Below are 24,747 nucleotides of genomic sequence, written 5' to 3'. Positions count from 1 at the left end.
AAGAGAAATAGTACCTCACCCCACCCCCCCCCCTCCCCCCCCCCCCCCCCCCCCCCCCCCCCCCCCCCACGTCCGGTGTCGTCAGAACTGGTAGCAGCGGGTGTCGTGGGCGAACTTGAAGGAGGCGTCGTTGTTGTACGTGTTGTGGAGGCGGAAGACCAGCTTCGAGGGCGGCACCGAGTCGCAGGACCCGCCGTAGCCGCTGTTGAAGTAGATGGTCACGTACGAGTTGGGCGACACGTTGTCCAGCGAGGCGGCGTTGTTCTTCACCGACTGGCCGTAACCGGCGTCCCCGGAGTACTCGTCGAAGGTGTAGCCGGCCAGGTTCGAGACGTTGTCACGCTCGAAGTGGGCCGAAGCGCCCTCCAGGTTGCTGTTGTAGTCGAAGACGACGCACAGCGAGCTGTCCAGGCAGTTGTCGGAGGCGTACGCCGACGCCGGCGCGGTCGCGGCGAAGAGGGCGCCCACCACGATGGGAAGGGTCACCGCCGCGGCGGCGATGTTCCGTCGGAAAGTCATGACTTCTCCTTGTTCGGAGGCGAGGTGTACTGCGGAAAGGGCCGGTCTGCGCGGCGGGTCAGTAGGCCGCGGTACGGGTGTCGGCCATGCCGGCCGCCGTGTCCACGACGCCCTCGGCGAAGGAGGTCAGGCCCTTGTCGTAGACCATGGGCGTGTAGCACTGGGTCTCGCCCTGGTGGATGGTGCAGCGGTAGCTGCGGCCGTCGTTGTTGCGGGTCACGTTGGCGCTGGCGCAGGCGTAGCCGGCGGCCGCGTTGCCGCACGCGGACTGGGTGTAGTTGAGGGTGAATCTCGCCCAGGCGGTGTGACAGGCGGTGCTGTAGCGCAGCTCGATGGTGCCGAAGGTGCTGTGCGAGTTCTTCACGACCGCCGACTGCACCGTGGTGGCGCCGCTGGCGCAGCCCGTGGCGGACGGGTCGGAGCCGTCGTAGGTGTATGCCTGCGCGCCGCCGGTGGCGGCGATCAGCGACAGGCCGAGAGCGCCCGCCACCACACCGGCACGCGCGAAGTTCCTCATCTTGATACGCATTTTGTCCCCCTTCAGGGCATGAGTGGGCATGACTGGGCATGCCTCGGTACGCGGGCCGCTCCGTCGAGCAGGCCCGTGGAAGTGGAGAAGTGGTCGAGTGAGCGCGTTCCGCGGCGTCAGCGCCGGCGGAAGGACGCGTTGTTGTCGTAGGTCCTGACGAGGTTGCCGAGGCCTCGCGGCGGGGCCGCGTCGGAGGCACCGGCGTGGTCGGAGTCGAAGTACGACACACCGGCGCGGTCGTCACGGCTGTTGGCGTAGGACGCCGCGTTGTTCTTCACCGGCGTGTTCATCCCGTCGGCGACTCCCCCTTCATGGTCATGACATGGCGAGACGGGGCCCGTCCGGTCGTGAACGGGCCCGCTGTACCGGTGAGGTGTCAGCGCCAGCGGAAGGACGCGTTGTTGTTGTAGGTCTTGACGAGGTTGCCGAGGTCGCGCGGCGGGGCCACGTCGGAGGCACCGGCGTAGTTGGAGTTGTAGTACGACACACCGGTCTTGTCGGTGCGGCTGTTGGCGTAGGAGGCGGCGTTGTTCTTCACCGGGGTGTTCACGCCGTTGGTGCCCTGACCGCCGTCGGAGAAGTTCCAGCCGGCCCAGTTGGAGATGTTCTCGTAGGTGGCCGTCCAGCCGCCCTTCTGGTTGGAGTTGTACCAGAGGCAGTAGTCGACATCGATGACACCGCCGCACAGGTTGTCCGGGATGCTGTCGGCCTGGGCGGGCGCGGCGGTGGCCAGCATGCCGAGGGTGCCCGCGGCGGCGACCGCGAGGGCGACGGCGGAGGTACGAACGCGCATGGGGAGTCGGTCCCTTCTGTTGGGTGAACGGGTGATGCGACGGAGCGGGACGGTCACCGGGACTGACCCGCCTCGGAGGCGGCACGCTTGAGCTGGTCCTCCTTGTGCCGCTTGATCCGGGCGAGCGTCTCGGCGTTCTTGTCGATCTCCGTCCGCTGCATCGCGGACTCCACGCCGAACCAGGTGCGCACGAGTCCGCTCTTCTTCTTGCATTCGACGTCCGCTCGGGCCGTCGAAATCTCTGCGGGGCCGGTCGTGGCCTTGCCGAACCTCGGGTCGTCGATCGCGTCCATGGGCGAGGCGTAGCGGTAGCCCTTGCCCGCCATGCACGAGGACCAGGTACGGAAGACGGCCAGCACCTTCGGGTCCTTCTGGCTGCGCACGTAGCTGTCCATGTTGATGCGGCGTGCGATCTCGTCCGGGCCGAAGGTGCCCTTGTCGCCGGCGAGCCGCTTCTTGGCCTCGCCGACGCATCCCCCGTCGGGGTCGAGCCGTCCGTCGGCACGGGGCTTGCCGCGCAGCGCGATCCGGCCGGCCTCGCCCAGGGACTGGACGTTGGCACGGCCGGTCCTGGGCGTGGGGAAGTGGTAGCCGTAGGTGGCCGCCGTGTAGGAGTTGGCGATCCCGTACCTGCGGTCCATGACGCCGATGTCGGGGGTGTCGGTCTCGTCCGGGCGGTAGTCGAAGCCCTTGGCCTTCATGCAGTCGCGGGTCAGGTCGTTCATCGCGTGGGTGAGCAGGCCCATCTCGGACTCCGAGAAGATGTAGCCCTCGACCGGCAGGGCCAGGTCCGCCGTCAGGCTGGAGGACCTGGGGGCGATGGAACTGTCCGGCACGGCGGACGCGGACGCCCCGTCGTGGTCGCCCGCACCGGAGCACCCCGTGAGCAGCAGCGCGGTGGCGAACAGGGCGGCGGTCGTTTTCTTTCGCATAGGTCTTCCTCGTGAGCCCACAACGTCTTCGGGGTGGCGCGGCCGGCGGACGGCCCGGCCGGTCACCGGCGCAGCGCTTCCGCCGGCTGGACGCGGCTCGCGCGCCAAGCGGGGTACAGGCCGGCGACCAGTCCGGTGACCAGGCCGATGACGGGCGCGGCGACGACCGTCGGCGGAGCGATCACGGGTGTCCAGTCGCGTACGGCGGCCATGACGACCACCGTCACCGTGCCGAGGCTGGTGCCCACCAGCCCGCCGAGCGCGCCGAGGGCGCCGGACTCGGCCAGGAACTGGGCCATGATGTGGCGGCCCCGGGCGCCCAGGGCGCGGCGCAGCCCGATCTCACCGGTACGCTCCAGCACCGCGACCAGGGTGGTGTTGGCGATGCCGACCGCTCCGATCACCAGGCAGATGCCGGCCAGCAGCATGAAGAGCTGGTCGAGGTCGGAGGTGACGTTGCCGCGCAGCGCCCTCGGGTCGGGGGGCGGTACGGCCCGGAACAGGTCCGGGTGCGCGGGATCGAGCGCCAGGGCAGCCTCGTCGGCGACCTGCCGGGCGGCTCCCAGGTCGGTCGAGACGAGCATCTCGGCCCGTCGGCCGCTGTCGGGACCGCCCCAGATCCGCTCGGCCGCGGTGCGCGGCACGACGACGGACAGCAGCAGGTCCGCCTTGCGCTGCACGTCGTCGACGATGCCGACGACGGTGAAGGGACGACCGCCGACGAACACGGCCGGCTGGGTCTCCAGGGTGGTGATCCCGAGGCGCGCGGCCAGTCCCGAGCCGATCACGGCGACGTTCTCGCCGCGCCGGTCGTGGAAGGCGTCGAAGATCCGTCCCTGCGCGAGATGAGGTTCCGCCGCCGCGAGGACCCCGGGGGAGGCCGCGATCACCTGGGTCCGCTCGCCCGTGGCCGGTTCCGCCGCCGATCCGGGCGGAGCCGCGGCGACGAGTTCGTCGGCGCGCAGCCGGACGGGCCAGTAGACCCCCGCGTGCCGTACGCCGTGCAGCGCCTCGATGCGCCGGTCGGCGTCGGCGGGAAAGGCGTCGGCCAGCAGGTCGGGCTGGTCGCCGCCGGTGTCCTGGACGGTGACCTCCGTCGCGGACAGGGCGTTGAACCGCGAGTCGATCTGTGAGGAGGCGGTGGCCGTGAGCCCGAGGACGGCGACGAAGGTGCCGACGCCGAGCACGGTGCCCAGTGCGGTCAGGCCGGAGCGCGCCGGGCGCTGCAGGATGCCGGCCATGGACTCCGCGAGTACGTCCCGTGCGCTGAGCCGGGACCTCTCGACGGGCCGTACGCTCGCGCGCCGGCGCCACCGCTTCAGGCGACGGGCCGGGCCCCGCCCCGGTCGCGCTCCCCCGGTGTCGGGCCCGCCGGTGTCCGCGGTGTCCTGGACCGGCTCGGCGCCGGTGCTCCCCGTGTCGTCCGGGCGCGGGCGGACGGCCGGCGTGCTCATGCCGCCGCCCGTTCGGCGAGCACGCCGTCCCTGATCGTCACGGTGCGCTGGCCGCGCGCTGCCACACCGGGGTCGTGCGTGATCACGACGAGGGTCATGCCCTCGCGGTGCAGATCGTCCAGCAGCCCGAGGACCGACTCGGCGGTGGCCGTGTCGAGGTTGCCGGTCGGCTCGTCGCACAGCAGCAGCGAAGGACGGGTGACCAGCGCGCGGGCGATGGCCACGCGCTGCCGCTCGCCGCCGGAGAGCCGGGTCGGCAACGCGTCGGCGCGATGCGCGAGCCCCACGCGGGCGAGTGCTTCACGGGCCCGCGTACGGCGATCCGTCCGCGGGCCGGTGTTGTAGACCATGGCCAGCATCACGTTCTCGGTGGCGGACCGGTGGGGCAGCAGATGGAAGCTCTGGAACACGAAGCCGATGCGCCGGCCGCGCAGGGCGGTGCGGTCCGCGTCGCTCAGCGCGCCGGTGTCCACGCCGTCGAGGAAGTACCGTCCGCTGGTCGGCGCGTCCAGCAGTCCGGCGATGTTGAGAAAGGTCGACTTGCCGGAGCCGGAGGGGCCGACGACGGTGACGTACTCGCCCTGGTGGATCGTCACATCGCTGGGCCGCAGGGCGGGTACGGGCGGTGGGCCGGGGTACGTGAGACCGGCACCGCGGAGCTCGACGACGGGGGCGGCGCTCGTGGTCACCGGGCCGCCCCGGACCCCTGCGCCACGCCGACCACGACCTTGTCACCGGACGAGAGGCGGGCGCCGGCGGCGGGCGTCACGGCGGTGTAGCCGTCGCCGGAGGTGCCGACCCGTACCTCGACCCGGCGGCGGGTGCCCGAGCGGTCGAGGACCGTGACGGTGGTGCGGGAGTCGGCGCCCGCCGAGATCGCCGAGACCGGGACGACGAGGACCTTGTCGCCGGAGGACGCGGCCTCGATGGTCAGCCGTACGTCCTGGCCGGCGAGGCGGGCCGGCAGCGGCGAGCGGGGGGTGACCGTGACGGTGTAGCCCTCGGGGCCCTGGCCGGCGTCCTCTCCGCCGGCGTCGGAGGCGGTGGGCGCGTCGGCGACCCGGGCCACCGTGCCGGTCAGTTCGTCACCGGTGACCTCGGAGTAGACGCGGACCTTCTGGCCGGGGTGCACGAGGCCCTTGTCCTGCAGGCTGAGCGAGCCGTTGACCACCAGCTTGCCTGCGGAGACGGTGGCGAGCTTCTCGCCGGCCTCGGCGCCGACCTTGGCGGCGAGGCTGTCGACCCGCGCCGGGAAGCCGGAGAGGAAGACGACCTCGGAGGCGGGCACCATCGGCCCGGAGACCGATTCCGCCTTCGCCAGCTCGGACTTCGCGTCGGCCAGGTCCGCGCGGGCGAAGCGGATGTCGTCGGCGCCCGCGCCCTTGCCGGTCAGGCGGTCGAGTTCCCGCTGGGCCCGCTTGACGCCGGTCCGGGCCGCGGTGGCCGCGGTGCCGTCCGTGGTGACCGGTTCGTAGCCGATCGACTGGTAGAGCGCGGCGACCGCGTGCTTGGTGCCGGGCCCGAACACACCCGGCCGGTCGGAGCCCGTGGAGTGCTTCAAGTCCTTCAGAGCGCGCTGGAGTTGGCGGATGTCGTCACCGTGTGCGCCGGGCTTGAGGTCGCGGTAGACGGGCAGGCTGCCACGCAGGGCGAAGAGGGGGCGGCCGGAGACCTCGAGGAGGACGCGCCCGGTCGGGAAGGTCTGCCCGGAGTGCACCATGACCTTGGTGACCACGGGCTTGAGGCCTCCCTCGGCGGCGCTGCCGGAGGCGGCGAGGTCCACGGTCTGCGATGCCGAGACGGTGCCACGCACGACGACGGTGTCGGAGAGCACGCGCCGTTCGACCGGGGCGGTGAGCACGTCGGCCGCGGGCGGCCGCGCGTCGGCGGCTGCCTGGGCCGGCGACTTCACGTACGCGGAGGTCCACAGCGCGGTGGCGGCGAGCAGCACGGATCCGCCGGCCAGACCACCCAGCAAGCGCTTGCGGCGCGACAGCGCGGACTTCTCCCCCGAACCGGACAACGGTCCCCCAGATCCCCCACGTCTGCGGATTCCGGTCACGAAGTCCACAGACCCTTCATAGTCGCGGGACAGCTGATCACTATTGATCTGAAACTGTCAAGTTCTTTCACAAGTAGGGCTGTGGCATCTGGCTGAGCGTCAACTCTGTTTCGAGCGCTCGCAGTTGTCGCGGCCACTGTGAAATCCGACACTCCGTCAAGTACGCGAAAATCGAATGGCATGAGCAGGTCATGGGGAAAGGATCAGGCACTCACGGAAGCTTCACAGGTAAAGAATTGACAGTGCTTCAGAAGTTCGCACGCTTGGCCACCGTGCTCGGCATCGCCGTCGCGGCCTGTGTCCTCGGTCCGGTGTCCACCGCCGGCGCGGCGACCTACGGCTGCGGCGGATCCCAGGTCGACAGCTGGAACGACTACGACGGCAGCACGTTGTACGCCACGACCTACCTGTTCTGGGACGGCACGAACAACTGCGTCGCGGCTGTGAAGCGCGGGTCGTACTACGGGATCAAGTCCCGCATCGCCGTGGACGCCTGGACCGACAAGGACGGCTCGCCGGCGGCGACGACGGCTCCTACCTCTACTACGCCAGCCACACGTTCTACGGCAAGGGCCGCTGCATCGCGGTGGAAACCGGTGTCTGGAACACCAGCGGCCACAACGTCATCCAGGACCACGTGCCGTACAGCGGTTACTTCCACTGCGGCTGACGCCCGGGCACCAAACGGTGCAGGGGCCCCTCTCCGCTGTGGAGAGGGGCCCCTGCCGGCCCGGCCGGGCCGGAAACGCCGTCGTCGTTCAGTGGGTGCCGAGGACCGCCGGCCGCCGCGACGCGATGACCTTCCGCGCCAGCGCCTTCGGACTGGTCAGGAAGCCCCAGCCCCACGACATGTGCATGGTGGCCAGTGCCACCGGGATCTGCAGCCGGGCCTTCAGCGGCAGACCCTTGCCCGCCGGGACGGAGCCCGCGACTATCGCGGCCAGGTAGCCGCCGGGAATCACGAGGCCCCACGGGGTCAGGGCCACGCCCACCACCAGACCCGCCGCCATCGCGCACACCGCCGTCGGCGGGGCCAGGTAACGCAGGTTGATGGAGCCCTCGTGGTAGCGGGCGACCACGTGCCGCCAGCGGCCGTAGTCCTTGTACTGCTTGGCCAGGGCGCGCACGGAGGGCCGCGGGCGGTACGACACCCTCAGCTCGGGCGAGAACCAGATGAGCCCGCCCGCCTCCCGGATGCGGAAGTTCAGCTCCCAGTCCTGGGCGCGGACGAACTCCTCGTTGTAGCCGCCCTGCTGCTCCAGCGCCGCACGGCGGAAGACACCGAGGTACACCGTCTCGGCGGGTCCGGCCTGGCCACCGGTGTGGAAGGCCGCGTTGCCGACCCCGATCCTCGAGGTCATCGCGGCGGCGACCGCGTGCTCCCAGTCGTTCTCGCCCTCGGCGTGCATGATGCCGCCGACGTTCTGCGCGCCGGTCTCCTCCAGGAGCCGGACCGCGGTCGCGATGTAGTTCGGCGAGAGCATGCCGTGGCCGTCGACACGGACCACGATCGGATGCCGGGAGGCCTTGATCGCCGCGTTCAGCGCGGCGGGCGTACGGCCGGTCGGGTTCGGGACGGTGTGCACGCGCGGGTCTTCGGCCACGAGCTCGGCGGCGATCTCGTCCGTACGGTCCGTGGACGGACCGAGGGCGATCACGACCTCCATCTCACCGGCGTACTCCTGCGCGAGGATCGCTTGGACCGCCCCGCGCAGATGCCGCTCCTCGTTGAGGACGGGCATGATCACAGAAACAGCGGGGAGTCGCACGTCGGGCTTGGCGTTCATAGGAGGGTCACGTTACCGCGAACGGGGGACACCGGTGCGCGCCGCCGGGGCCGAGACGCGGGATGGAGATCGTATCGGCCTACCGTGCTCACGGATCCCACGTACGGCCTCGTCCGGAGGTGTCCTCCTTGCCCAGCCCGCCTCGGTCCCCCGCGCGCCCACAGCGACGTCCGCAGCCACCCCGCCGGGTGCCGCGCCCGCCCGAGCGGCCCGCGCGGTCCGTCCGGCCGCCGCGGCGGCCGCGCTGGGCCATGCGGGCGGTGACCACGCTGTCCGTCGTGGTGCTCGCCTCCGCCGGCATCGGGCACGCCGTCGTCACCAGCCTCGACGCGGGCATCGCACGCGTCGACGCCTTCAAGGACATGAAGAACCGGCCCAGCGCCGGCCACGGCACGAACATCCTGCTGGTCGGCACCGACGGCCGCGACAGGATCAGCGAGCAGCAGCGGCGCGCCTACCACCTGGGCGGACAGCCCTGCCACTGCACCGACACCATGATGATGGTGCACATCTCGGAGGACCGGGAGCGGGCCACGGTCGTGAGCCTGCCGCGCGACTCCTACGCCGAGGTGCCCGCCCACGTCGACGAGACCACCGGGAGGCAGCACGGCCCGCACCCGCTCAAACTGAACGCGGCCTACGCCGAGGGCGGCCCCCAGCTGACCGTGCGCACGGTCGAGAACATGACCCACGTGAAGATCGACCACTACCTCGAGGTCGACTTCACCAGCTTCATGAAGACCGTGGACGTCCTCGGCGGAGTTCGGATCTGCACGGCGACTCCGCTGAAGGACTCGTACACCGGGCTCGACCTTCCGCCCGGCACCCACACCCTCATGGGCGGGCAGGCGCTGCAGTACGTGCGCGCCCGGCATCTCGACGGGGCGAGCGACCTGGGCCGGATGAAGCGGCAGCAGCGGTTCCTGGCCGCGCTGATCGAGAGGGCCACCTCCTCCGGGGTGCTGCTGAACCCGATGAGGTTCCGGGACGTGACCCGGGCGGTGCTCGGCTCGGTCCGCGCCGACGAGGGCTTCGGCACCGACGAGCTGCTCGACCTCGGCCGCGCCATGCGGGCCTTCTCCCCCTCCTCCTCCGAGTTCACCACGGTCCCCATCGCCCAGCTGAACTACGCGGTCAAGGGCGTCGGCTCGACCCTGAAGTGGGACCCGGTCAAGGCGGCCCGGCTGTTCCAGTCGCTGCGCGACGACAAGCCGCTCACCGTGGAACGCCCGCATCCCGGCCCCGCCCCGGCGCCCGTGGAGGTGGATCCGCGGCAGGTCCGGGTCCAGGTGGCGAACGGCACCGGCACGATGGGGCTGGCCAAGCGCGTCGACGCCGCGCTCGCCGCGACCGGCTTCACCACCACCCACCAGCCCATGACCGCCCTCGCCCATGTGCAGCGCTCGATCATCCTCTACGACCCCCGCTGGGACCGCTCGGCCCGTTCCCTGGCCGCGGCCCTGCCCGGCAGCGAGCTGCGCCCGGTACCGGGGCAGGGGCCCCTGCTGAAGGTGACCGTCGGCGGCGACTTCAAGGCCGTGCACAAGGTGCGGTTCGAGGATCCGGCGCGGCCCGAGCAGAGCGTGGTGCGCGGCAACGAGGTGGTGTGCTCGGGCAACGCCTGAGCGTCTCAGTCCTCGAAGCCCTCCGCCGCCCGCTTCTCGCGCAGCTCGCGGATCTCGCGGCGGCGGGCCAGGCGGTGGGTGCGGCGGATCTGCGCCTCCTGGTTGCGGCGGCGGTCGCGGTCGGTCTCCGGGACCACCTGGGGCACCCGGCGCGGCTTGCCGTCGGCGTCCACGGCCGCGAAGACCAGGTAGGCGGAGCCGACCTGGGTGGCCGGGGCGGACTCGTTCCAGCGTTCGGCGAGGACCCGGACACCGATCTCCATCGAGGTCCGGCCGGTCCAGTTGACCTGGGCCTTCACATGCACCAGATCGCCCACCCGGACCGGCTCCAGGAAGGCCATCTCGTCCATGGACGCGGTGACGGCGGGACCGCCGGAGTGCCGGCCGGCGACCGCACCCGCCGCGTCGTCCACCAGCTTCATGATCACCCCGCCGTGCACCGTCCCCAGCAGGTTGGTGTCGTTGTGGGTCATGATGTGGCTGAGCGTGGTGCGGGAAGCGGACGTCGGCTTGCCCGGGATGTCCGGGTCCGCGTCAGGGGCCAGGTCTGTCATGGCCCCTACCTTATGCCGAAGCGACATTCGCGGAATTTGTGTCAGCTTCGCAACAGCGCCGCTCTGATTTTCCGACATCCCTTGTAAGGAACACAGCCGTGCCCTGCACACTGGGGCGCATGAATGACTGGCCCCAGGGATGGTCCGACGACAACCGCGGCCCGCGCTACGGACGCGGCAGTGCCGGCGCGCAGCCGGAAGGCGCCCGCGTGATGCGCCACGTGCAGCGCGGTGGCCCGGCGGTACCGCCCGGGCAGCGCTCGTACGGGGCCCCCGGCCCCTCGGCACCGCCGTACGGCGCCCCCGGGGTCCCGCAGCAGCCGTCCTATGTCGACGGACAGGGATACGACGACTACGACGACGGCTACGACAGCGGCTACAACACGGGCCAGGTCTACGGTGGCGGCCCGGAGGGGCCGCGCGGCGGGGGTCAGCGTCCCGCCCCGAACTGGCGGCGCCGGATCAAGTGGACGGCGATCACGCTCGCGAGCGTGCTCATCGTCACATCCGTGGCGACCTACTTCTGGGCCGACTCCAAGCTCCACCGGGACGTCGACCTGTCCAAGGTCATCGACCGGCCCGAGGCCGGCTCCGGCACGAACTACCTGGTCGTCGGCTCCGACAGCCGCAAGGGCATGACGGCCGAGGACAAGAAGAAGCTGCACACCGGCTCCGCCCAGGGCCAGCGCACCGACTCGATGATGATCCTGCACGTGGGTGACAACGGCGACACGCTGGTCTCGCTGCCGCGCGACTCCGACGTGGAGATCCCGTCGTACAAGGGCTCGACGTCCGGGAAGGTCTACCAGGGCACCGGCCGCCACACCAAGCTGAACGCGGCCTACGCCGAGGACGGCCCGACCCTCCTCGTCCGCACGATCGAGTACAACACCGGCCTGCACATCGACCACTACGTGGAGATCGGCTTCGGCGGCTTCGCGAAGATCGTGGACGCGGTCGGCGGCGTCGAGATCACCATCGACAAGGGCTTCAAGGACAAGGACTCGGGCGCGAACTTCAAGTCGGGCAAGCAGACCCTGAACGGCGAGGAGGCGCTGGCCTTCGTCCGCACGCGCCACGCGTTCGCGGCGCAGGACCTGCAGCGCACAAAGAACCAGCAGAAGTTCCTGTCGGCGCTGGCCCACCAGGTGGCCACCCCGTCCACGGTCCTCAACCCGTTCAAGTTCTACCCGACCATGGGCGCGGGCCTCGACTCCCTCACCGTGGACAAGGACATGAGCCTGTGGAACCTGGCGTCCATGTTCTGGGCGATGAAGGGCGTCAGCGGCGGTGACGGCATCTCGATGAACATGCCGATCTCGGGCTCCACCGGCGGCAACCTCGTCTGGGACAAGGCGAAGGTGAAGACGCTGGTGAACGAGCTGAACAACGACCAGAAGGTCACGGTCGCCGGAAACTAGGCATCGAGCCCGAGGGCACTCCCCGGACCCGGGGAGTGCCCTCGAGTGCCCTCACGGGCGGCGGCTCACATGGTCGCGCCGGCCATGGTGCGACACATCTCGGCGCAGCGGCGACACGCCTCGGCGCAGCGCATCATCAGCTGGTCGTCGGGCATGGACATACACGCCTCGGCGCACATGTCGCAGGCCTTGGCGCACATCGCGCACATCTCACCCGACATCGGCGAGCGGCGCATCATCATGTCGGCGCACATGCGGGTCATCTCGGAGCAGTCCATGAGCGCGCGCATGATCTGCATCTGGGCCTGACCGCCCATCTGCATGCAGGAGCTCATGGTCTCCTCGCAGATGCTGTGGCAGTTCATGCAGGCCTCGACGCAGTCCTGCATCTGCTTGGTCATGGCGGGCATCATTCCGGACTGGGTCATGTCTCCTCCTCGGAGCAGGGGGAACCTCGGCGCGGGCCCCGTGTGCTTCCGTCCTACGCCCGCCCGGCCCACCCCGCATGTGACCGACCGGTCGGGAGGCGCCCCCGGAAACGACGGAAGGCGCCCCGTGGGGCGCCTTCCGGAGAGCGGTGACCCGCTGGGCCGCCTACGGCAGGTTCCGCGCCATGACGATCCGCTGGACCTGGTTGGTGCCTTCGTAGATCTGGGTGATCTTGGCGTCGCGCATCATGCGCTCCACCGGGTAGTCCCGCGTGTAGCCGTAGCCGCCGAGGAGCTGGACGGCGTCCGTGGTGACCTCCATCGCCACGTCCGAGGCGAAGCACTTGGCGGCCGCACCCTGGAAGGTGAGGTCGCTGTCGCCGCGCTCGGAGGCGGCCGCGGCCTGGTACGTCAGGGCGCGGGCTGCGGCGATCTTCATGGCCATGTCGGCGAGCATGAACTGGATGCCCTGGAAGTCGGCGATCGGCTTGCCGAACTGCTTGCGCTCCTGGACGTAGCCCTTGGCGTAGTCGAGGGCGCCCTGGGCGACACCGAGGGCCTGGGCGGCGATGGTGATGCGGGTGTGGTCCAGGGTCTTCATGGCGGTGGCGAAGCCGGTGCCCTCCTCGCCGATCATGCGGTCGGCGGGGATGCGGACGTTGTCGAAGTAGACCTCCCGGGTCGGGGAGCCCTTGATGCCGAGCTTCTTCTCCGGGGCGCCGAAGGAGACGCCCTCGTCCGACTTCTCGACGACGAACGCCGAGATGCCCTTCGAGCGCTTCGAGGGGTCCGTGACGGCCATCACCGTGTAGTACTCGGAGACGCCCGCGTTGGTGATCCAGCGCTTCACGCCGTTGAGGACCCAGTGGTCGCCGTCGCGGACCGCCTTGGTCTTCATGCCGGCCGCGTCGGAGCCCGCCTCCGGCTCGGAGAGGCAGTACGAGAACATCGCGTCGCCCTTGGCGAGCGGGGCGAGGTACTTCTTCTTCAGGTCCTCGGAGCCGGAGAGGATCACCGGGAGCGAGCCCAGTTTGTTCACCGCCGGGATGAGGGAGGAGGAGACGCAGGCGCGGGCCACCTCCTCGATCACGATGACGGTGGCGAGAGCGTCGGCGCCGGCGCCGCCGTACTCCTCGGGGACGTGCACGGCGTGCAGGTCGCCTGCGACGAGGGCGTCGAGGGCCTCCTGCGGGAAGCGGGCCTCCTCGTCCACCGCCGCGGCAAACGGCGCGATCTTCGCCTCGACCAGGGAACGGACGGCGTCCCGGAGCATCTCGTGCTCCTCGGACGGGCGGTACAGGTCGAAGTCAGCCGATCCGGCCACGGTCTCTCACGCTCCAAAGACGCAGTGATACTGACGCTAATTACCGTTAAGTAACTCAAATTTTAGAGGGCGGCCCGTGGGACGCCTACGTGAGGTTGGCGACAGCGGGGAAATTGCCCGGTGGACGGCCCGACTATGCTCGGCTCCGCATGACCGACGTCCCCGTTCTGGAGCACTCATGAGCCTGAAGATCACCGTGATCGGCACCGGCTATCTCGGCGCCACGCACGCCGCGGCCATGGCCGAACTCGGTTTCGAGGTGCTGGGGCTCGACGTCGTACCCGAGAAGATCGCGATGCTGGAGCGGGGCGAGACCCCGATGTACGAGCCGGGGCTCGAGGAGCTGCTGCGCAAGCACGTCGCGGGCTTCGAGGGGTCCTCGGGGCGGCTGCGGTTCACGCAGGACTGGGCCGAGGTCGGGGCGTTCGGTGACGTCCACTTCGTGTGTGTGAACACTCCGCAGCGGCACGGGGAGTACGCAGCGGACATGTCGTACGTCGACGCCGCCGTCGCCTCCCTCGCCCCGCATCTGCGCGGCCCGGCCCTGGTCGTGGGCAAGTCGACCGTGCCGGTCGGCTCGGCCGGGCGGCTGGCCTCCTATCTGGCCGAGCACGCGCCCGCCGGCGCGGACGCCGAGCTGGCCTGGAACCCGGAGTTCCTGCGCGAGGGCTTCGCCGTGCAGGACACCCTGCACCCGGACCGGATCGTGGTGGGCGTGCGCGGCGAGCGGGCCGAGAAGCTGCTGCGGGAGGTGTACGCGAGGCCGATCGGCGAGGGCACGCCGTTCGTGGTGACCGACTTCCCGACCGCCGAGCTGGTGAAGACCTCGGCGAACTCCTTCCTCGCGACCAAGATCTCCTTCATCAACGCGATGGCGGAGGTGTGCGAGGCCGCGGGCGGTGACGTGGCGAAGCTGGCGGAGGCCATCGGCCACGACGACCGGATCGGGAAGAAGTTCCTGCGCGCCGGGATCGGCTTCGGCGGCGGCTGTCTGCCCAAGGACATCCGGGCGTTCATGGCGCGCGCGGGTGAGCTGGGCGCGGACCAGGCGCTGACCTTCCTGCGGGAGATCGACTCCATCAACATGCGCCAGCGCGGCCAGATGGTGGAGCTGGCCCGGCAGGCGCTGGGCGGCGGCCCCTTCCTGGGCAAGCGGGTCGCGGTGCTCGGTGCCACCTTCAAGCCCGACTCGGACGACGTCCGGGACTCGCCGGCGCTGAACGTGGCCGGCCAGATCCATCTGCAGGGCGGCCAGGTGACCGTGTACGACCCGAAGGGCATGGAGAACGCCCGCAGGGTCTTTCCCACCCTGGGCTATGCCGACTCGGCCCTGGAGGCGGTGCGGGCGGCCGACGTCGTGCTGCATCTGACCGAGTGGCGGGAGTTCCGCGAGCTCGACCCGGCGGCGCTGGGCGAGGTCGCGGCGGCCCGGCTGATCCTGGACGGGCGCAACGCCCTGGACCCGGAGCTGTGGCGGCGGGCCGGGTGGACGTACCGGGCGATGGGCCGCCCGACCGCCTGATCACCGTGCGAGGAGGACGCCGGTTCGGCCGAGGCTCAGTCGGCCGAACCGGCGCCTTCTCGCATTCTGCACCACCCGACACATACGTGGCCGATGAACACCCTGTGTGTTACAGCTCCTTGGCCCGGTACCGGCGCATCTTCGCGCGCGCCCCGCACACCTGCATCGAGCACCAGCGGCCCCGTCCGGCGGGGCTGCGGTCGTAGTACGCCCAGTGGCAGGTGCCGGCCTCGCAGGCCTTGAGGCGGGTCCAGGTGCCCGCGACCAGCGCCTCGGCGACGGCGGCGGCGATCCGGGAGAGCAGCGGGCCGGTGTCGGCCGGGGCGAGGGCCGCGGAGCCGTCGCGCTCGTCGACGGCGACGTACAGGGGCGCGTGCGCCAGCAGCTCGCCGAGCGGGGTCACCTCGCGGTGGGGCGGATGCCCGGCGTGGGCGAGCAGTGCGGCCCGCAGTGATTCGCGCAGGGTTCGGGCGTCCGGCAGCTCCTCCTCGGTGAGTCCGAGGCGCGCCCGGCCGTGGGCGGTGTCGAGCGAGTCGTGGCCGGTCTCGATGTCGAGCGTGTTCACCAGGGACTCGACCAGGGCGAGGCCTCCGGGGGCGGCCGATCTCTCACTCATGCGTGCAAGTTACCTCCCGAATCCGGTTGCGACGTTACCCGCTCTGCGGGAGCATACGGTAACCGTTACCGGTTACCCGTCTTTAAAGGTAACTCGGACTTCGAGGAGGAAGTCATGGCTCTCGCCAAGCTGGGTGTGGTCGTCCTGGACGCCCCGGAGCCGCGCGCGCTCGCCGCGTTCTACGCCGAGGTGCTCGGTGGCAGCGTGGAGGGGGACGGCGACTGGGTGGACCTGAAGGCGGACGGCGGGCAGGCGCTCGCCTTCCAGCGGGCGCCCGGGTTCGTCCCGCCGAAGTGGCCCGCGCCGGACGCCTCGCAGCAGTTCCATCTGGACCTGGTGGTGGAGGACCTGGACGCGGCCGAGAAGGGGGTGCTGGAGCTGGGGGCCAAACCGCTGGACGCCGGGGACCGCTCGCGCACCTGGCGTGTGTACGCCGACCCGGCGGGGCACCCGTTCTGTCTCTGCGCCTGCTGAAACCGGGAGGTCCCATGACGGCCGTCGCCCGTTTCCGTTCCGTCGTGCTCGACTGTCCGGACCCACGCGCGCTGGCCGCGTTCTACGCGGCGGTGTCGGGAGGGAGCCCGGAGCCCGAGGACCCCGAGGACCCCGGGGACGAGGAATGGGTGGTGCTGCGGATCCCGGACGGACCGCGGCTCGCCTTCCAGCGGGCCGAGGGGTACACACCGCCGGAGTGGCCCCGGTCCGACCGGAACTCGCAGCAGTGCCACCTCGACTTCGACGCGGGGGCGACCTGGGCGGAGATCGACGCGGCCCACGAGAAGGTGCTCGCGCTCGGTGCTCGTCCACTGGATCTGGAGGACCGGGAGAAGAAGGACTTCCAGGTGTACGCCGACCCGGCCGGGCATCCGTTCTGCCTGTGCCGGATCGAGCACCCGTAGCGGTCCGCCGGCAGGATCGAGCACCGTTGGCGGCCGCCACCCGTCGAGTTCGGCGATGCGCGCCGTCGAGGGCTCCCGTGGGGCGTTCGGGGGTACGGCCGGTCACTCGTTCCCGGCCGCCCGGATCACCTCGTCCAGCGTCTGACGGGACCGCGCCAGGTCGGCGATCATGCGGTCGATCCGGTCGCGTTCGGCGGTGAGGTCGGCGACCAGTCTCGGGGTGGCGACCGTGGAGGGCCCGCCGTCCCGGTCGCGCATGCAGGGCAGCAGCTGCCGGATCTTCGCGCTGTGCAGCCCGGCGGCGTACAGCTCCTGGATCCGGATGACCCGGTCGACGGCCGCCTCCGGGTAGTCCCGGTGTCCGCCGGGCGTGCGCTCGGCCGCGAGCAGCCCCTACGTTCCTCGCCAACCCGGACCTGGTCGAGCGACTGCGTCTCGGCGTTCCGCTCAACCCGGTCCGGGACCGGTACTTCATGTCCGTGGGCGGGGCCGACGGCTGCAACGACTACCCCGCCCTGGCGGGTCAGCCGTCGAGCGACTCGATCGTGGCCGTGGAGGGGCCGCGCGTGGCCTGAAGGTCACGGGCCACGTCCTCCGCCCCGCCCAGCACCCGTACCGCGTTCTGCCAGGTCAGCTTGGCCAGGTCGGTCCGGGACCAGCCTCGGTCGAGCAGCTCGGCGATCAGGTTCGGGTAACCGGAGACGTCGTTCAGACCGTCCGGGGTGAACGCGGTGCCGTCGTAGTCGCCGCCGATGCCGAGGTGGTCGACGCCCGCCGCCTCGCGCATGTGGTCGAGGTGGTCCGCGACGGTGGAGACCGTGGCGACCGGGCGCGGGGTCCGCTCCTCGAAGGCCCGGTGGACCTTCATCGCCTCTGGGGTGGTGTCGAGGTGGTGGAAGCCGTGGGCGCGCATGTTCTCGTCGGCCGCGGCCGTCCAGTCGACCGCCGCCTGGAGCACGAACTTCGGCACGAACGTCACCATCGCCACACCGCCGTTGGCGGGCAGCCGCTCCAGGACGTCGTCCGGGATGTTGCGCGGGTGGTCGCAGACGGCGCGGGAGGAGGAGTGCGAGAAGATCACCGGCGCGGACGAGGCGTCCAGCGCGTCCCGCATGGTCGTCGCGGCCACGTGGGAGAGGTCCACGAGCATGCCGAGCCGGTTCATCTCGCGGACGACCTCGCGGCCGAACGCGGACAGGCCGCCGGTCTCCGGCTCGTCGGTCGCCGAGTCGGCCCAGTCCACGTTGTCGTTGTGGGTGAGCGTCATGTAGCGCACGCCGAGCGCGTACAGGCCCCGGAGCGTGCCGAGGGAGTTCGCGATGGAGTGGCCGCCCTCGGCGCCCATGAGGGAGGCGATACGGCCGTCCGCACGGGCCGCCTCCATGTCGGCCGCCGTCAGGGCGCCCCGCAGCTGTCCGGGGTACCGGTCGATCAGCTGCCGCACGCAGTCGATCTGCTCCAGCGTGGCCGGCACCGCGTCGGGCAGGTCCGAGCGCACGTACACCGACCAGTACTGCGCGCCGACCCCGCCCTCGCGCAGCCGCGGGATGTCGGTGTGCAGATGGGCGTCCTGGCGTTCGGCGATGTCACGGGCGTCGAGGTCGTACCGGACCTGCTTGCGCAGCGCGTACGGCAGGTCGTTGTGGCCGTCGACGACGGGGAACTCGCGCAGCAGCTCGCGGGCTTCGTCCAGGGAGGTCACGGGCCTCACTTCCCGAAGCCGAAGCCGCTGCCCGCGCCCTCGACCTTCGAGCGCAGCCGCTTGCCCTTCTCGGCGGCCTGGTCGTTGAGGTCCTGCTGGAAGTCGCGCATCTTCTGCAGCAGGTCCTCGTCGTGCGCGGCGAGCATGCGGGCCGCGAGCAGGCCGGCGTTGCGGGCCCCGGCGACGGAGACGGTGGCGACCGGGACGCCGGCCGGCATCTGCACGATGGACAACAGGGAGTCCATGCCGTCGAGGTACTTCAGCGGCACCGGCACGCCGATGACCGGCAGCGGGGTGACCGAGGCGAGCATGCCGGGCAGGTGGGCGGCGCCGCCGGCCCCGGCGATGATCACCTTCAGGCCGCGCTCGGCTGCCTGCTCGCCGTACGTGATCATCTCGCGGGGCATGCGGTGCGCGGAGACGACGTCGACCTCGTACGCGATCTCGAACTCGTCCAGGGCCTTGGCGGCGGCCTCCATCACGGGCCAGTCGGAGTCCGACCCCATGACGATGCCAACAACGGGGCTCATTCGGTGATCGTGCCTCTCAGGTAGCCGGCAGCGTGACGGGCGCGCTCCAGCACGTCGTCCAGGTCGTCGCCGTAGGTGTTGACGTGTCCGACCTTGCGACCGGGCTTCACGTCCTTGCCATACATGTGGATCTTGAGCTTGGGGTCGCGGGCCATGCAGTGCAAGTACGCGGAGTACATGTCCGGGTAATCGCCACCCAGGACGTTGACCATCACCGTCCACCTGGCGCGCGGGCGCGGGTCGCCCAGCGGCAGGTCGAGGACCGCGCGGACGTGGTTGGCGAACTGGGACGTGATCGCGCCGTCCTGGGTCCAGTGGCCCGAGTTGTGCGGACGCATCGCCAGTTCGTTGACGAGGATGCGGCCGTCGCGGGTCTCGAACAGCTCGACGGCGAGGTGCCCGACGACGCCCAGCTCCCTGGCGATCCGCAGTGCCATCTCCTCGGCCTTGAGGGCCTGCTCCTCGTCGAGGTCGGGGGCGGGGGCGATGACCGTGTCGCACACGCCGCCCACCTGGCGGGACTCGACCACCGGGTAGGCGACGGCCTGGCCGTGCGGGGAGCGTACGACGTTGGCGGCCAGCTCCCGCACGAAGTCGACCTTCTCCTCGGCGAGCACCGGGACGCCTGCGCGGAAGGGCTCCGCGGCCTCCTCGGGGGACTCCACGACCCAAACGCCCTTGCCGTCGTAGCCACCGCGGACGGTCTTCAGGACGACGGGGAAGCCGTCCCCCTCCGCCGCGAACCGGACGACATCCTCCGGGTCGGCCACGATCCGGTGGCGCGGGCACGGCACGCCGATCGCGTCGAGCTTCGCGCGCATCACGCCCTTGTCCTGGGCGTGCACCAGCGCGTCGGGCCCGGGGCGCACGGGGATGCCGTCCGCCTCCAGAGCCCTGAGGTGCTCGGTGGGTACATGTTCGTGATCGAAGGTGATCACGTCGCAACCGCGCGCGAACTCACGCAGCGTGTCGAGATCGCGATAGTCGCCTATGACGACATCGCTCACGACCTGCGCCGCGGAATCCTGAGGGGTGTCACTGAGGAGCTTGAACCTGATGCCCAACGGAATGCCCGCTTCGTGCGTCATACGCGCGAGCTGGCCCCCGCCGACCATGCCGACTACCGGGAACGTCACCCCCCTAGCGTATCGGCCACGCGGGGTCGGCCGGATTCCGTCCCTCTCCACCGCTTCTTACCGGGGGCTTTCCCCCCTCTTTCCGACCCGTTCCCAAGCTGTGGCCTCGTCCGCGGGCGGGCGGGGGGCGGCCTGGCTAGCATGGCTGGGTGACGAAACCTACGGACGGGGGCTTTACAGCCATGGAACGTCGTTCCTCGGGGCTGCAACGACTCGTACGCGAGGTGGCCAAGTTCGGCGCCGTCGGCGGCGCCGGCGTCCTTGTCAATCTCGGCGTGTTCAACCTGGTCAGGCATGTCTCGGACCTGCCGGTGGTGCGCGCCAGCATCATCGCGACCGTCGTCGCGATCGCCTTCAACTACGTCGGCTTCCGCTACTGGACGTACCGGGACCGCGACAAGAGCGGCCGCACCAAGGAACTCACGCTGTTCCTGGTCTTCAGCGCGATCGGCCTGGTCATCGAGAACGGCGTGCTGTACCTGGCGACGTACGGCTTCGGCTGGGACAGCCCGCTGCAGAGCAACGTCTTCAAGTTCCTCGGCATCGGCGTCGCCACCCTGTTCCGGTTCTGGTCGTACCGCAGCTGGGTGTTCCGGGCGCTGCCGGCCCGGGAGACCGTGGCGGACGCGGAATCGATCCTCGAGCGGGAGTCGAAGAAGCCCACGCCCAGGCAGCGCGTTCCCTAGGCCGTTTCCGCAAAGTCCCGCCTGCCCCACGACGCCTGGCCCGCACTCTCGCCGCACCGGGCGAAGCCCCGGGTACATCCGGGCGGACGACGGGACTTTGCGGACACGACCTAGCGGACCATCGGCCATTCCTCGTCCGGCTTGCGCGCCGGGGGTGTGCGGGACAGGAACAGGCCGAACACCGGCGGCTGGGCCTGGAGCAACTCCAGGCGGCCGCCGTCGGCCTCCGCGAGGTCCCGGGCGACGGCGAGGCCGATGCCCGTGGAGTTCCGCCCGCTGATCGTGCGCTCGAAGATCCGGGCGCCCAGGTCCGCCGGGACGCCCGGTCCCTCGTCGGTGACCTCGACCACGGCCTGGTTGCCGGTGACGCGGGTGCGCAGGGCGACCGTGCCGCCGCCGTGCATCAGCGAGTTCTCGATCAGCGCCGCCAGCACCTGCGCGACCGCGCCGGGCGTGCCCACGGCCTGCAGATGCCGTTTGCCGGAGCTGACGACGGCCCGGCCGGCGCTGCGGTAGGCGGGCCGCCACTCGGCGAGCTGCTGCTGGATGACCTCGTCGAGGTCGAAGGTGACGGCGGAGCCGGTGCGCGGGTCCCGCGCGTTGGTCAGCAGCCGCTCCACCACGTCCGTCAGCCGCTCGACCTGGGTGAGCGCGACGTTCGCCTCATCCTTCACCGTGTCCGGGTCGTCGGTGAGGGTGATCTCCTCCAGCCGCATGGACAGGGCGGTCAGGGGCGTACGCAGCTGGTGGGAGGCGTCTGCCGCGAGGCGCCGTTCGGCCGTCAGCATCCGGCCGATGCGCTCGGCTGAGGAGTCCAGCACGTCGGCGACCCGGTCCAGCTCGGGGACGCCGTACCGCTTGTGCCGGGGGCGCGGATCGCCCGAGCCGAGGCGTTCGGCGGTCTCGGCGAGGTCGGTCAGCGGGGACGCGAGCCGGTTGGCCTGCCGCACGGCGAGCAGGACGGCCGCGACCACCGCGAGCAGGGCCACGAGGCCGATGATCAGCAGGGTCCGGCCGACCTCGCGGGTCACCGCGGAGCGGGGCTCCTGGACGGTGACCGTCTCGCCCTCCTCGCCCGTCTGCGTGGAGTGGATGACGTCGCCCTCGGGCTTGGTGCCGATCTGGATCGGCGCCCGGCCGGGCATGCTGATCTCGGCGTACTGGTCCTTGCTCACGGGGTTGCGCAGGACATCGGCGTTGACGTTCTCCGCCGCGAGGATCCGGCTGTCCACGATGCTGGCCAGCCGCAGTGCCTCGGACTCCACCCGCTCCTGGGCACTGCTGCTGATCGTCCGCGTCTCGACGATCACCAGGGAGACCCCGAAGACGGCGATCACCACCAGCACGACGGCAAGGGTGGACTGGATGAGACGGCGACGCACGGGGATCCCTCCGGTGTTGGCTCAGCCTCTGCGGCGGGCCTAACTCTTCTCGAACCGGAAGCCCACACCGCGCACGGTGGCGATGTACCGCGGATTGGCCGCGTCGTCACCGAGCTTCTTGCGCAGCCAGGAGATGTGCATGTCGAGCGTCTTGGTGGACGACCACCACGTGGTGTCCCAGACCTCGCGCATCAGCTGGTCCCGCGTGACGACCCGGCCCGCGTCCCGCACCAGCACCCGCAGCAGATCGAACTCCTTCGCGGTCAGCTGGAGTTCCTCGTCGCCCATCCACGCGCGGTGCGACTCGACGTCGATCCGCACGCCGTGCGTGGCCGGCGGCTGCTGCGGCTCCGCGGCGCCGCGGCGCAGCAGGGCCCGCACCCGGGCGAGCAGTTCGGCGAGCCGGAAGGGCTTGGTGACGTAGTCGTCGGCGCCCGCGTCCAGGCCGACGACGGTGTCCACCTCGTCGGCCCGCGCGGTCAGGATGAGGATCGGCACGGTGTGGCCGTCGGCGCGCAGCCGGCGGGCGACCTCCAGGCCGTCCATGCCGGGCAGGCCCAGGTCCAGCACGACCAGGTCGACGCCGCCCTGCATTCCTGCGTCGAGCGCGGCGGGACCGTCCTCGCGCACCTCGACCTCGTAACCTTCCCGGCGCAGGGCGCGGGCCAGCGGCTCCGAGATGGACGCGTCGTCCTCGGCGAGCAGTACACGGGTCATGAGGTGATGGTAGACCGCCCGCCCGCGGTGCTGGGGTGTGATCGCTTCCCGGGATTCTTACCTTCCCGGGCGGGTGGTACGAACCATTGCCCGAGAGGTGGGATCGTAGGGGAGACCTTCGAAACAGGCGCCCTGGTTCCTTCGACACCTGTGATCCGCGTCTCAAGTCCTTCCATATCCGGCACTGTCCTGACGTACAGTGACCTGAACGCCTGTAGTACACCGGGGACCTTTGGCGGGCAATGTCGCTGAAGGTCTCTTTTGTGTGCGGGCTGATCACGATCAGCCTCGAAAGGAATGACCTCTGGCCGGGCTCCGGACGCACCGACGCGTCCCGGGGCGTGGATCCCGGTGGTCGCCGTCCGCCGCTCCGCGATCCGGGGCGGACTCCCCCTGGGCGTGGGGGTGGACGACCGACCCTGCCGGTGCCGGCCGCACCCCCACCGGGCGCGCAGCGCTCCAACGCGCGTCTTGACCAGCAAGGAACGACCATGGCGTCCAGCCTGACGAAGGACTCGGTCCGTCCGGGCACCCCCGGTTCCGAGAAGACCTTCTTCGGCCACCCCCGCGGACTGGCCACCCTCTTCATGACCGAGATGTGGGAGCGGTTCTCCTACTACGGCATGAGGGCCCTGCTCCCGCTGTACCTGGTGGCCCCGGGTGGCCTGCACCTCAACGCGGGCACGGCGACCGCGATCTACTCGGTGTACGTGTCGCTCGTGTACCTGCTCGCCCTGCCCGGCGGCTGGGTCGCGGACCGCTTCCTCGGCCCCCGCAAGACGGTGGCCGTCTCCGGTCTGATCATCATGCTCGGCCACCTGTGCCTGGCGCTGCCGGTCGCGGCCAGCTTCTTCGTCGGCCTGGGCCTCGTCGCCATAGGCTCGGGTCTGCTCAAGGCCAACATCTCCACGATGGTCGGTCACCTGTACAACGGGCCGGACGACGCGCGCCGTGACGGTGGCTTCACGCTCTTCTACATCGGCATCAACCTGGGCGCCTTCGCGGCTCCGCTGGTCATCGGCACCGTCGGCGAGAACGTCAACTGGCACCTCGGCTTCGCGCTGGCCGCGGTCGGCATGGCGCTGGGCCTGGCCCAGTACCTGCTCGGCAGCCGTCACCTGAGCGCGCGGAGCAGCGTCGTCCCGACGCCGCTGTCCCCCGCGGAGAAGGCCGCCACGCTGCGCAAGGGCCTGATCTGGCTCGCGATCGCCGCGGTCTTCTACGGTGTCGTCGGCTTCACCGGCCACTTCACGCTGAACTGGGCGCTCATCCCGCTCACGCTGATCGGCCTGATCGTCCCGATCATCGTCATCGGCCGCATCCGCCGCGACAAGGACCTCGACGCGGCCGAGAAGTCGAAGGTGTCGGCGTACGTCTGGTTCTTCGTCGCCGCGGCCGTCTTCTGGATGATCTACGACCAGGGTGGCTCGACCCTGTCGCTCTTCGCCGACGGCAAGGCCGAGAACTCGGTCTTCGGCTGGGACTTCCCGGTCTCCTGGTACCAGTCGGTCAACCCGGTCATGATCATGGCCCTGGCACCCGTCTTCGCCTGGCTGTGGCTGTGGCTGAACCGTCGCGGCAAGGAGCCGAGCACGATCGTGAAGTTCTCCTCCGGCCTGGTGCTGGTGGGTGCGTCGTTCTTCCTCTTCCTCGCCCCGCTGTCGATCGCCGAGGGCGGTCACAAGGCCGCGGCGATGTGGCTGGTCGCGATCTACTTCGTCCAGACCGTCGGTGAGCTGACGCTGTCCCCGGTGGGTCTGTCGGTGACGACGAAGATGGCGCCGAAGAAGTACGCCTCGCAGATGATGGGCGTCTGGTTCCTCGCGGTCACCGCGGGCGACTCGATCACCGCGCTGCTGTCCAACCCGGCCGTCGGCGGGGTGAACCTCGACCGGACGGGCTTCGTCGCCCTGGAGGCCGTGCTCGCCGTGGTCGCCGGTGTCGCGGTGTGGATGTACCGCAAGAAGGTCAACAAGCTCATGGGCGACGTTCACTAGTCGTCCGGGCCTGGCCGGAGGAGGGGGGGGGGGGGGGGGGGGGGGGGGGGGGGGGCGCGCGGGGGGGGGGGGGCGTAGCGTTCCTGCATGCTTTTGGGAAAAGAGACACGAGAGCTGCCACCAAAACGTAAC

25 protein-coding genes and 1 pseudogene are annotated in these 24,747 nt (G+C 70.6%); 7 read left to right on the top strand and 19 right to left on the bottom strand.

What is annotated here, in order from left to right:
• Positions 1-81: 81 nt before the first annotated feature.
• The 9 genes from AC07CM_RS24200 to AC07CM_RS24160 all read right to left on the bottom strand — a co-directional run bounded on the left by AC07CM_RS24200 (position 82) and on the right by AC07CM_RS24160 (position 8,076).
• Positions 82-519: a peptidase inhibitor family I36 protein gene (locus AC07CM_RS24200; RefSeq protein ID WP_478878529.1), complete on the bottom strand. Its 438-nt coding sequence runs from the start codon at positions 517-519 to the stop codon at positions 82-84.
• Between the two features lie 58 nt (positions 520-577).
• Positions 578-1,048: a DUF2690 domain-containing protein gene (locus AC07CM_RS24195; protein ID WP_478878528.1), complete on the bottom strand. Its 471-nt coding sequence runs from the start codon at positions 1,046-1,048 to the stop codon at positions 578-580.
• 116 nt (positions 1,049-1,164) lie between these two features.
• Positions 1,165-1,338, bottom strand: coding sequence for a hypothetical protein (locus tag AC07CM_RS24190; RefSeq protein ID WP_478878527.1), 174 nt, complete (start codon positions 1,336-1,338; stop codon positions 1,165-1,167).
• An 86-nt stretch (positions 1,339-1,424) separates the two neighbouring features.
• Positions 1,425-1,841: a peptidase inhibitor family I36 protein gene (locus AC07CM_RS24185; protein ID WP_478878526.1), complete on the bottom strand. Its 417-nt coding sequence runs from the start codon at positions 1,839-1,841 to the stop codon at positions 1,425-1,427.
• A gap of 53 nt (positions 1,842-1,894) precedes the next feature.
• On the bottom strand, positions 1,895-2,773 hold the full coding sequence (locus tag AC07CM_RS24180; protein ID WP_478878525.1) for a hypothetical protein: 879 nt from the start codon (positions 2,771-2,773) through the stop codon (positions 1,895-1,897).
• Positions 2,774-2,835: 62 nt separating this feature from the next.
• Positions 2,836-4,095 carry an ABC transporter permease gene (locus tag AC07CM_RS24175; RefSeq protein WP_478878564.1) on the bottom strand — a complete coding sequence of 420 codons (1,260 nt, stop codon included), beginning with the start codon at positions 4,093-4,095 and terminating at the stop codon, positions 2,836-2,838.
• A gap of 128 nt (positions 4,096-4,223) precedes the next feature.
• Positions 4,224-4,916: an ABC transporter ATP-binding protein gene (locus tag AC07CM_RS24170; RefSeq protein ID WP_478878524.1), complete on the bottom strand. Its 693-nt coding sequence runs from the start codon at positions 4,914-4,916 to the stop codon at positions 4,224-4,226.
• A complete protein-coding gene (locus AC07CM_RS24165) occupies positions 4,913-6,250 on the bottom strand; it encodes an efflux RND transporter periplasmic adaptor subunit (protein WP_478878523.1) in 1,338 nt (445 codons plus the stop codon). The genes AC07CM_RS24170 and AC07CM_RS24165 overlap by 4 nt, the downstream gene beginning before the upstream one ends.
• Positions 6,251-7,047: 797 nt before the next feature.
• On the bottom strand, positions 7,048-8,076 hold the full coding sequence (locus AC07CM_RS24160; protein ID WP_478878522.1) for a glycosyltransferase family 2 protein: 1,029 nt from the start codon (positions 8,074-8,076) through the stop codon (positions 7,048-7,050).
• Positions 8,077-8,204: 128 nt separating this feature from the next.
• Here AC07CM_RS24160 and AC07CM_RS24155 point away from each other — a divergent pair, with 128 nt between their 5' ends.
• A complete protein-coding gene (locus AC07CM_RS24155; RefSeq protein ID WP_478878521.1) occupies positions 8,205-9,701 on the top strand; it encodes an LCP family protein in 1,497 nt (498 codons plus the stop codon).
• A gap of 5 nt (positions 9,702-9,706) precedes the next feature.
• On the opposite strand, the gene AC07CM_RS24150 is transcribed toward AC07CM_RS24155, so the two are convergent.
• A complete protein-coding gene (locus tag AC07CM_RS24150; RefSeq protein ID WP_478878520.1) occupies positions 9,707-10,255 on the bottom strand; it encodes an acyl-CoA thioesterase in 549 nt (182 codons plus the stop codon).
• 119 nt (positions 10,256-10,374) lie between these two features.
• Between AC07CM_RS24150 and AC07CM_RS24145 the strand changes: the two genes are divergently transcribed.
• Positions 10,375-11,676, top strand: a complete 1,302-nt coding sequence (locus AC07CM_RS24145; RefSeq protein ID WP_478878519.1) for an LCP family protein — start codon at positions 10,375-10,377, stop codon at positions 11,674-11,676.
• A gap of 65 nt (positions 11,677-11,741) precedes the next feature.
• Here AC07CM_RS24145 and AC07CM_RS24140 read toward each other — a convergent pair whose 3' ends face one another.
• Together AC07CM_RS24140 and AC07CM_RS24135 are read right to left on the bottom strand one after the other, a co-directional pair.
• A complete protein-coding gene (locus AC07CM_RS24140; protein ID WP_478878518.1) occupies positions 11,742-12,104 on the bottom strand; it encodes a four-helix bundle copper-binding protein in 363 nt (120 codons plus the stop codon).
• 166 nt (positions 12,105-12,270) lie between these two features.
• Entirely contained in the window at positions 12,271-13,428 is a 1,158-nt protein-coding gene (locus AC07CM_RS24135) for an acyl-CoA dehydrogenase (RefSeq protein ID WP_478878517.1), read from the bottom strand.
• 178 nt (positions 13,429-13,606) lie between these two features.
• On the opposite strand from AC07CM_RS24135, the gene AC07CM_RS24130 reads away from it, so the two are divergent.
• Positions 13,607-14,950 carry a UDP-glucose dehydrogenase family protein gene (locus AC07CM_RS24130; RefSeq protein ID WP_478878516.1) on the top strand — a complete coding sequence of 448 codons (1,344 nt, stop codon included), beginning with the start codon at positions 13,607-13,609 and terminating at the stop codon, positions 14,948-14,950.
• A 109-nt stretch (positions 14,951-15,059) separates the two neighbouring features.
• Here the strand turns inward: AC07CM_RS24130 and AC07CM_RS24125 are convergent, their stop codons facing one another.
• The gene (locus AC07CM_RS24125; RefSeq protein WP_478878515.1) at positions 15,060-15,566 is read right to left on the bottom strand and encodes a CGNR zinc finger domain-containing protein; all 507 of its coding nucleotides are present in this window, start codon (positions 15,564-15,566) and stop codon (positions 15,060-15,062) included.
• 114 nt (positions 15,567-15,680) lie between these two features.
• On the opposite strand from AC07CM_RS24125, the gene AC07CM_RS24120 reads away from it, so the two are divergent.
• A complete protein-coding gene (locus tag AC07CM_RS24120; protein WP_478878514.1) occupies positions 15,681-16,040 on the top strand; it encodes a VOC family protein in 360 nt (119 codons plus the stop codon).
• A 14-nt stretch (positions 16,041-16,054) separates the two neighbouring features.
• A complete protein-coding gene (locus AC07CM_RS24115; protein WP_478878513.1) occupies positions 16,055-16,465 on the top strand; it encodes a VOC family protein in 411 nt (136 codons plus the stop codon).
• 102 nt (positions 16,466-16,567) lie between these two features.
• On the opposite strand, the pseudogene AC07CM_RS24110 reads toward AC07CM_RS24115, so the two are convergent.
• The 4 genes and pseudogenes from AC07CM_RS24110 to AC07CM_RS24095 form a co-directional block, all read right to left on the bottom strand.
• Positions 16,568-16,858, bottom strand: a pseudogene (locus AC07CM_RS24110) (MerR family transcriptional regulator); the annotation flags it as partial.
• Positions 16,859-16,988: 130 nt separating this feature from the next.
• Positions 16,989-18,167 carry a dipeptidase gene (locus AC07CM_RS24105; protein WP_478878512.1) on the bottom strand — a complete coding sequence of 393 codons (1,179 nt, stop codon included), beginning with the start codon at positions 18,165-18,167 and terminating at the stop codon, positions 16,989-16,991.
• A gap of 5 nt (positions 18,168-18,172) precedes the next feature.
• The gene (purE, locus tag AC07CM_RS24100) at positions 18,173-18,697 is read right to left on the bottom strand and encodes a 5-(carboxyamino)imidazole ribonucleotide mutase (RefSeq protein ID WP_478878511.1); all 525 of its coding nucleotides are present in this window, start codon (positions 18,695-18,697) and stop codon (positions 18,173-18,175) included.
• A complete protein-coding gene (locus tag AC07CM_RS24095) occupies positions 18,694-19,833 on the bottom strand; it encodes a 5-(carboxyamino)imidazole ribonucleotide synthase (protein ID WP_478878510.1) in 1,140 nt (379 codons plus the stop codon). The genes purE and AC07CM_RS24095 overlap by 4 nt, the downstream gene beginning before the upstream one ends.
• A gap of 182 nt (positions 19,834-20,015) precedes the next feature.
• Here AC07CM_RS24095 and AC07CM_RS24090 point away from each other — a divergent pair, with 182 nt between their 5' ends.
• Entirely contained in the window at positions 20,016-20,519 is a 504-nt protein-coding gene (locus AC07CM_RS24090; RefSeq protein ID WP_478878509.1) for a GtrA family protein, read from the top strand.
• A 110-nt stretch (positions 20,520-20,629) separates the two neighbouring features.
• Here AC07CM_RS24090 and AC07CM_RS24085 read toward each other — a convergent pair whose 3' ends face one another.
• Together AC07CM_RS24085 and AC07CM_RS24080 are read right to left on the bottom strand one after the other, a co-directional pair.
• Complete coding sequence (locus AC07CM_RS24085; protein WP_478878508.1) at positions 20,630-21,901, bottom strand: ATP-binding protein; 1,272 nt, start codon at positions 21,899-21,901, stop codon at positions 20,630-20,632.
• Positions 21,902-21,940: 39 nt separating this feature from the next.
• Positions 21,941-22,618: a response regulator transcription factor gene (locus AC07CM_RS24080; RefSeq protein ID WP_030653180.1), complete on the bottom strand. Its 678-nt coding sequence runs from the start codon at positions 22,616-22,618 to the stop codon at positions 21,941-21,943.
• Between the two features lie 491 nt (positions 22,619-23,109).
• Here AC07CM_RS24080 and AC07CM_RS24075 point away from each other — a divergent pair, with 491 nt between their 5' ends.
• Complete coding sequence (locus AC07CM_RS24075) at positions 23,110-24,615, top strand: oligopeptide:H+ symporter (protein WP_478878507.1); 1,506 nt, start codon at positions 23,110-23,112, stop codon at positions 24,613-24,615.
• The last annotated feature ends 132 nt before the right edge of the window (positions 24,616-24,747 follow it).

The sequence above is a fragment of the Streptomyces sp. NPDC044061 genome, assembly GCF_056434305.1.
The sequence above is the reverse complement of the archived record's forward strand: the minus strand, read 5'-3'. Positions and strand labels throughout refer to the sequence as shown.

Excerpts from the sequence above, each read along its gene's own strand:
- AC07CM_RS24200 (WP_478878529.1), bottom strand. The coding sequence starts at position 519 with ATGACTTTCCGACGGAACATCGCCGCCGCGGCGGTGACCCTTCCCATC.
- AC07CM_RS24195 (WP_478878528.1), bottom strand. The coding sequence starts at position 1,048 with ATGCGTATCAAGATGAGGAACTTCGCGCGTGCCGGTGTGGTGGCGGGC.
- AC07CM_RS24190 (WP_478878527.1), bottom strand. The coding sequence starts at position 1,338 with ATGAACACGCCGGTGAAGAACAACGCGGCGTCCTACGCCAACAGCCGT.
- AC07CM_RS24185 (WP_478878526.1), bottom strand. The coding sequence starts at position 1,841 with ATGCGCGTTCGTACCTCCGCCGTCGCCCTCGCGGTCGCCGCCGCGGGC.
- AC07CM_RS24180 (WP_478878525.1), bottom strand. The coding sequence starts at position 2,773 with ATGCGAAAGAAAACGACCGCCGCCCTGTTCGCCACCGCGCTGCTGCTC.
- AC07CM_RS24160 (WP_478878522.1), bottom strand. The coding sequence starts at position 8,076 with ATGAACGCCAAGCCCGACGTGCGACTCCCCGCTGTTTCTGTGATCATG.
- AC07CM_RS24150 (WP_478878520.1), bottom strand. The coding sequence starts at position 10,255 with ATGACAGACCTGGCCCCTGACGCGGACCCGGACATCCCGGGCAAGCCG.
- AC07CM_RS24145 (WP_478878519.1), top strand. The coding sequence starts at position 10,375 with ATGAATGACTGGCCCCAGGGATGGTCCGACGACAACCGCGGCCCGCGC.
- AC07CM_RS24140 (WP_478878518.1), bottom strand. The coding sequence starts at position 12,104 with ATGACCCAGTCCGGAATGATGCCCGCCATGACCAAGCAGATGCAGGAC.
- AC07CM_RS24130 (WP_478878516.1), top strand. The coding sequence starts at position 13,607 with ATGAGCCTGAAGATCACCGTGATCGGCACCGGCTATCTCGGCGCCACG.
- AC07CM_RS24125 (WP_478878515.1), bottom strand. The coding sequence starts at position 15,566 with ATGAGTGAGAGATCGGCCGCCCCCGGAGGCCTCGCCCTGGTCGAGTCC.
- AC07CM_RS24120 (WP_478878514.1), top strand. The coding sequence starts at position 15,681 with ATGGCTCTCGCCAAGCTGGGTGTGGTCGTCCTGGACGCCCCGGAGCCG.
- AC07CM_RS24115 (WP_478878513.1), top strand. The coding sequence starts at position 16,055 with ATGACGGCCGTCGCCCGTTTCCGTTCCGTCGTGCTCGACTGTCCGGAC.
- purE (WP_478878511.1), bottom strand. The coding sequence starts at position 18,697 with ATGAGCCCCGTTGTTGGCATCGTCATGGGGTCGGACTCCGACTGGCCC.
- AC07CM_RS24090 (WP_478878509.1), top strand. The coding sequence starts at position 20,016 with ATGGAACGTCGTTCCTCGGGGCTGCAACGACTCGTACGCGAGGTGGCC.
- AC07CM_RS24080 (WP_030653180.1), bottom strand. The coding sequence starts at position 22,618 with ATGACCCGTGTACTGCTCGCCGAGGACGACGCGTCCATCTCGGAGCCG.
- AC07CM_RS24075 (WP_478878507.1), top strand. The coding sequence starts at position 23,110 with ATGGCGTCCAGCCTGACGAAGGACTCGGTCCGTCCGGGCACCCCCGGT.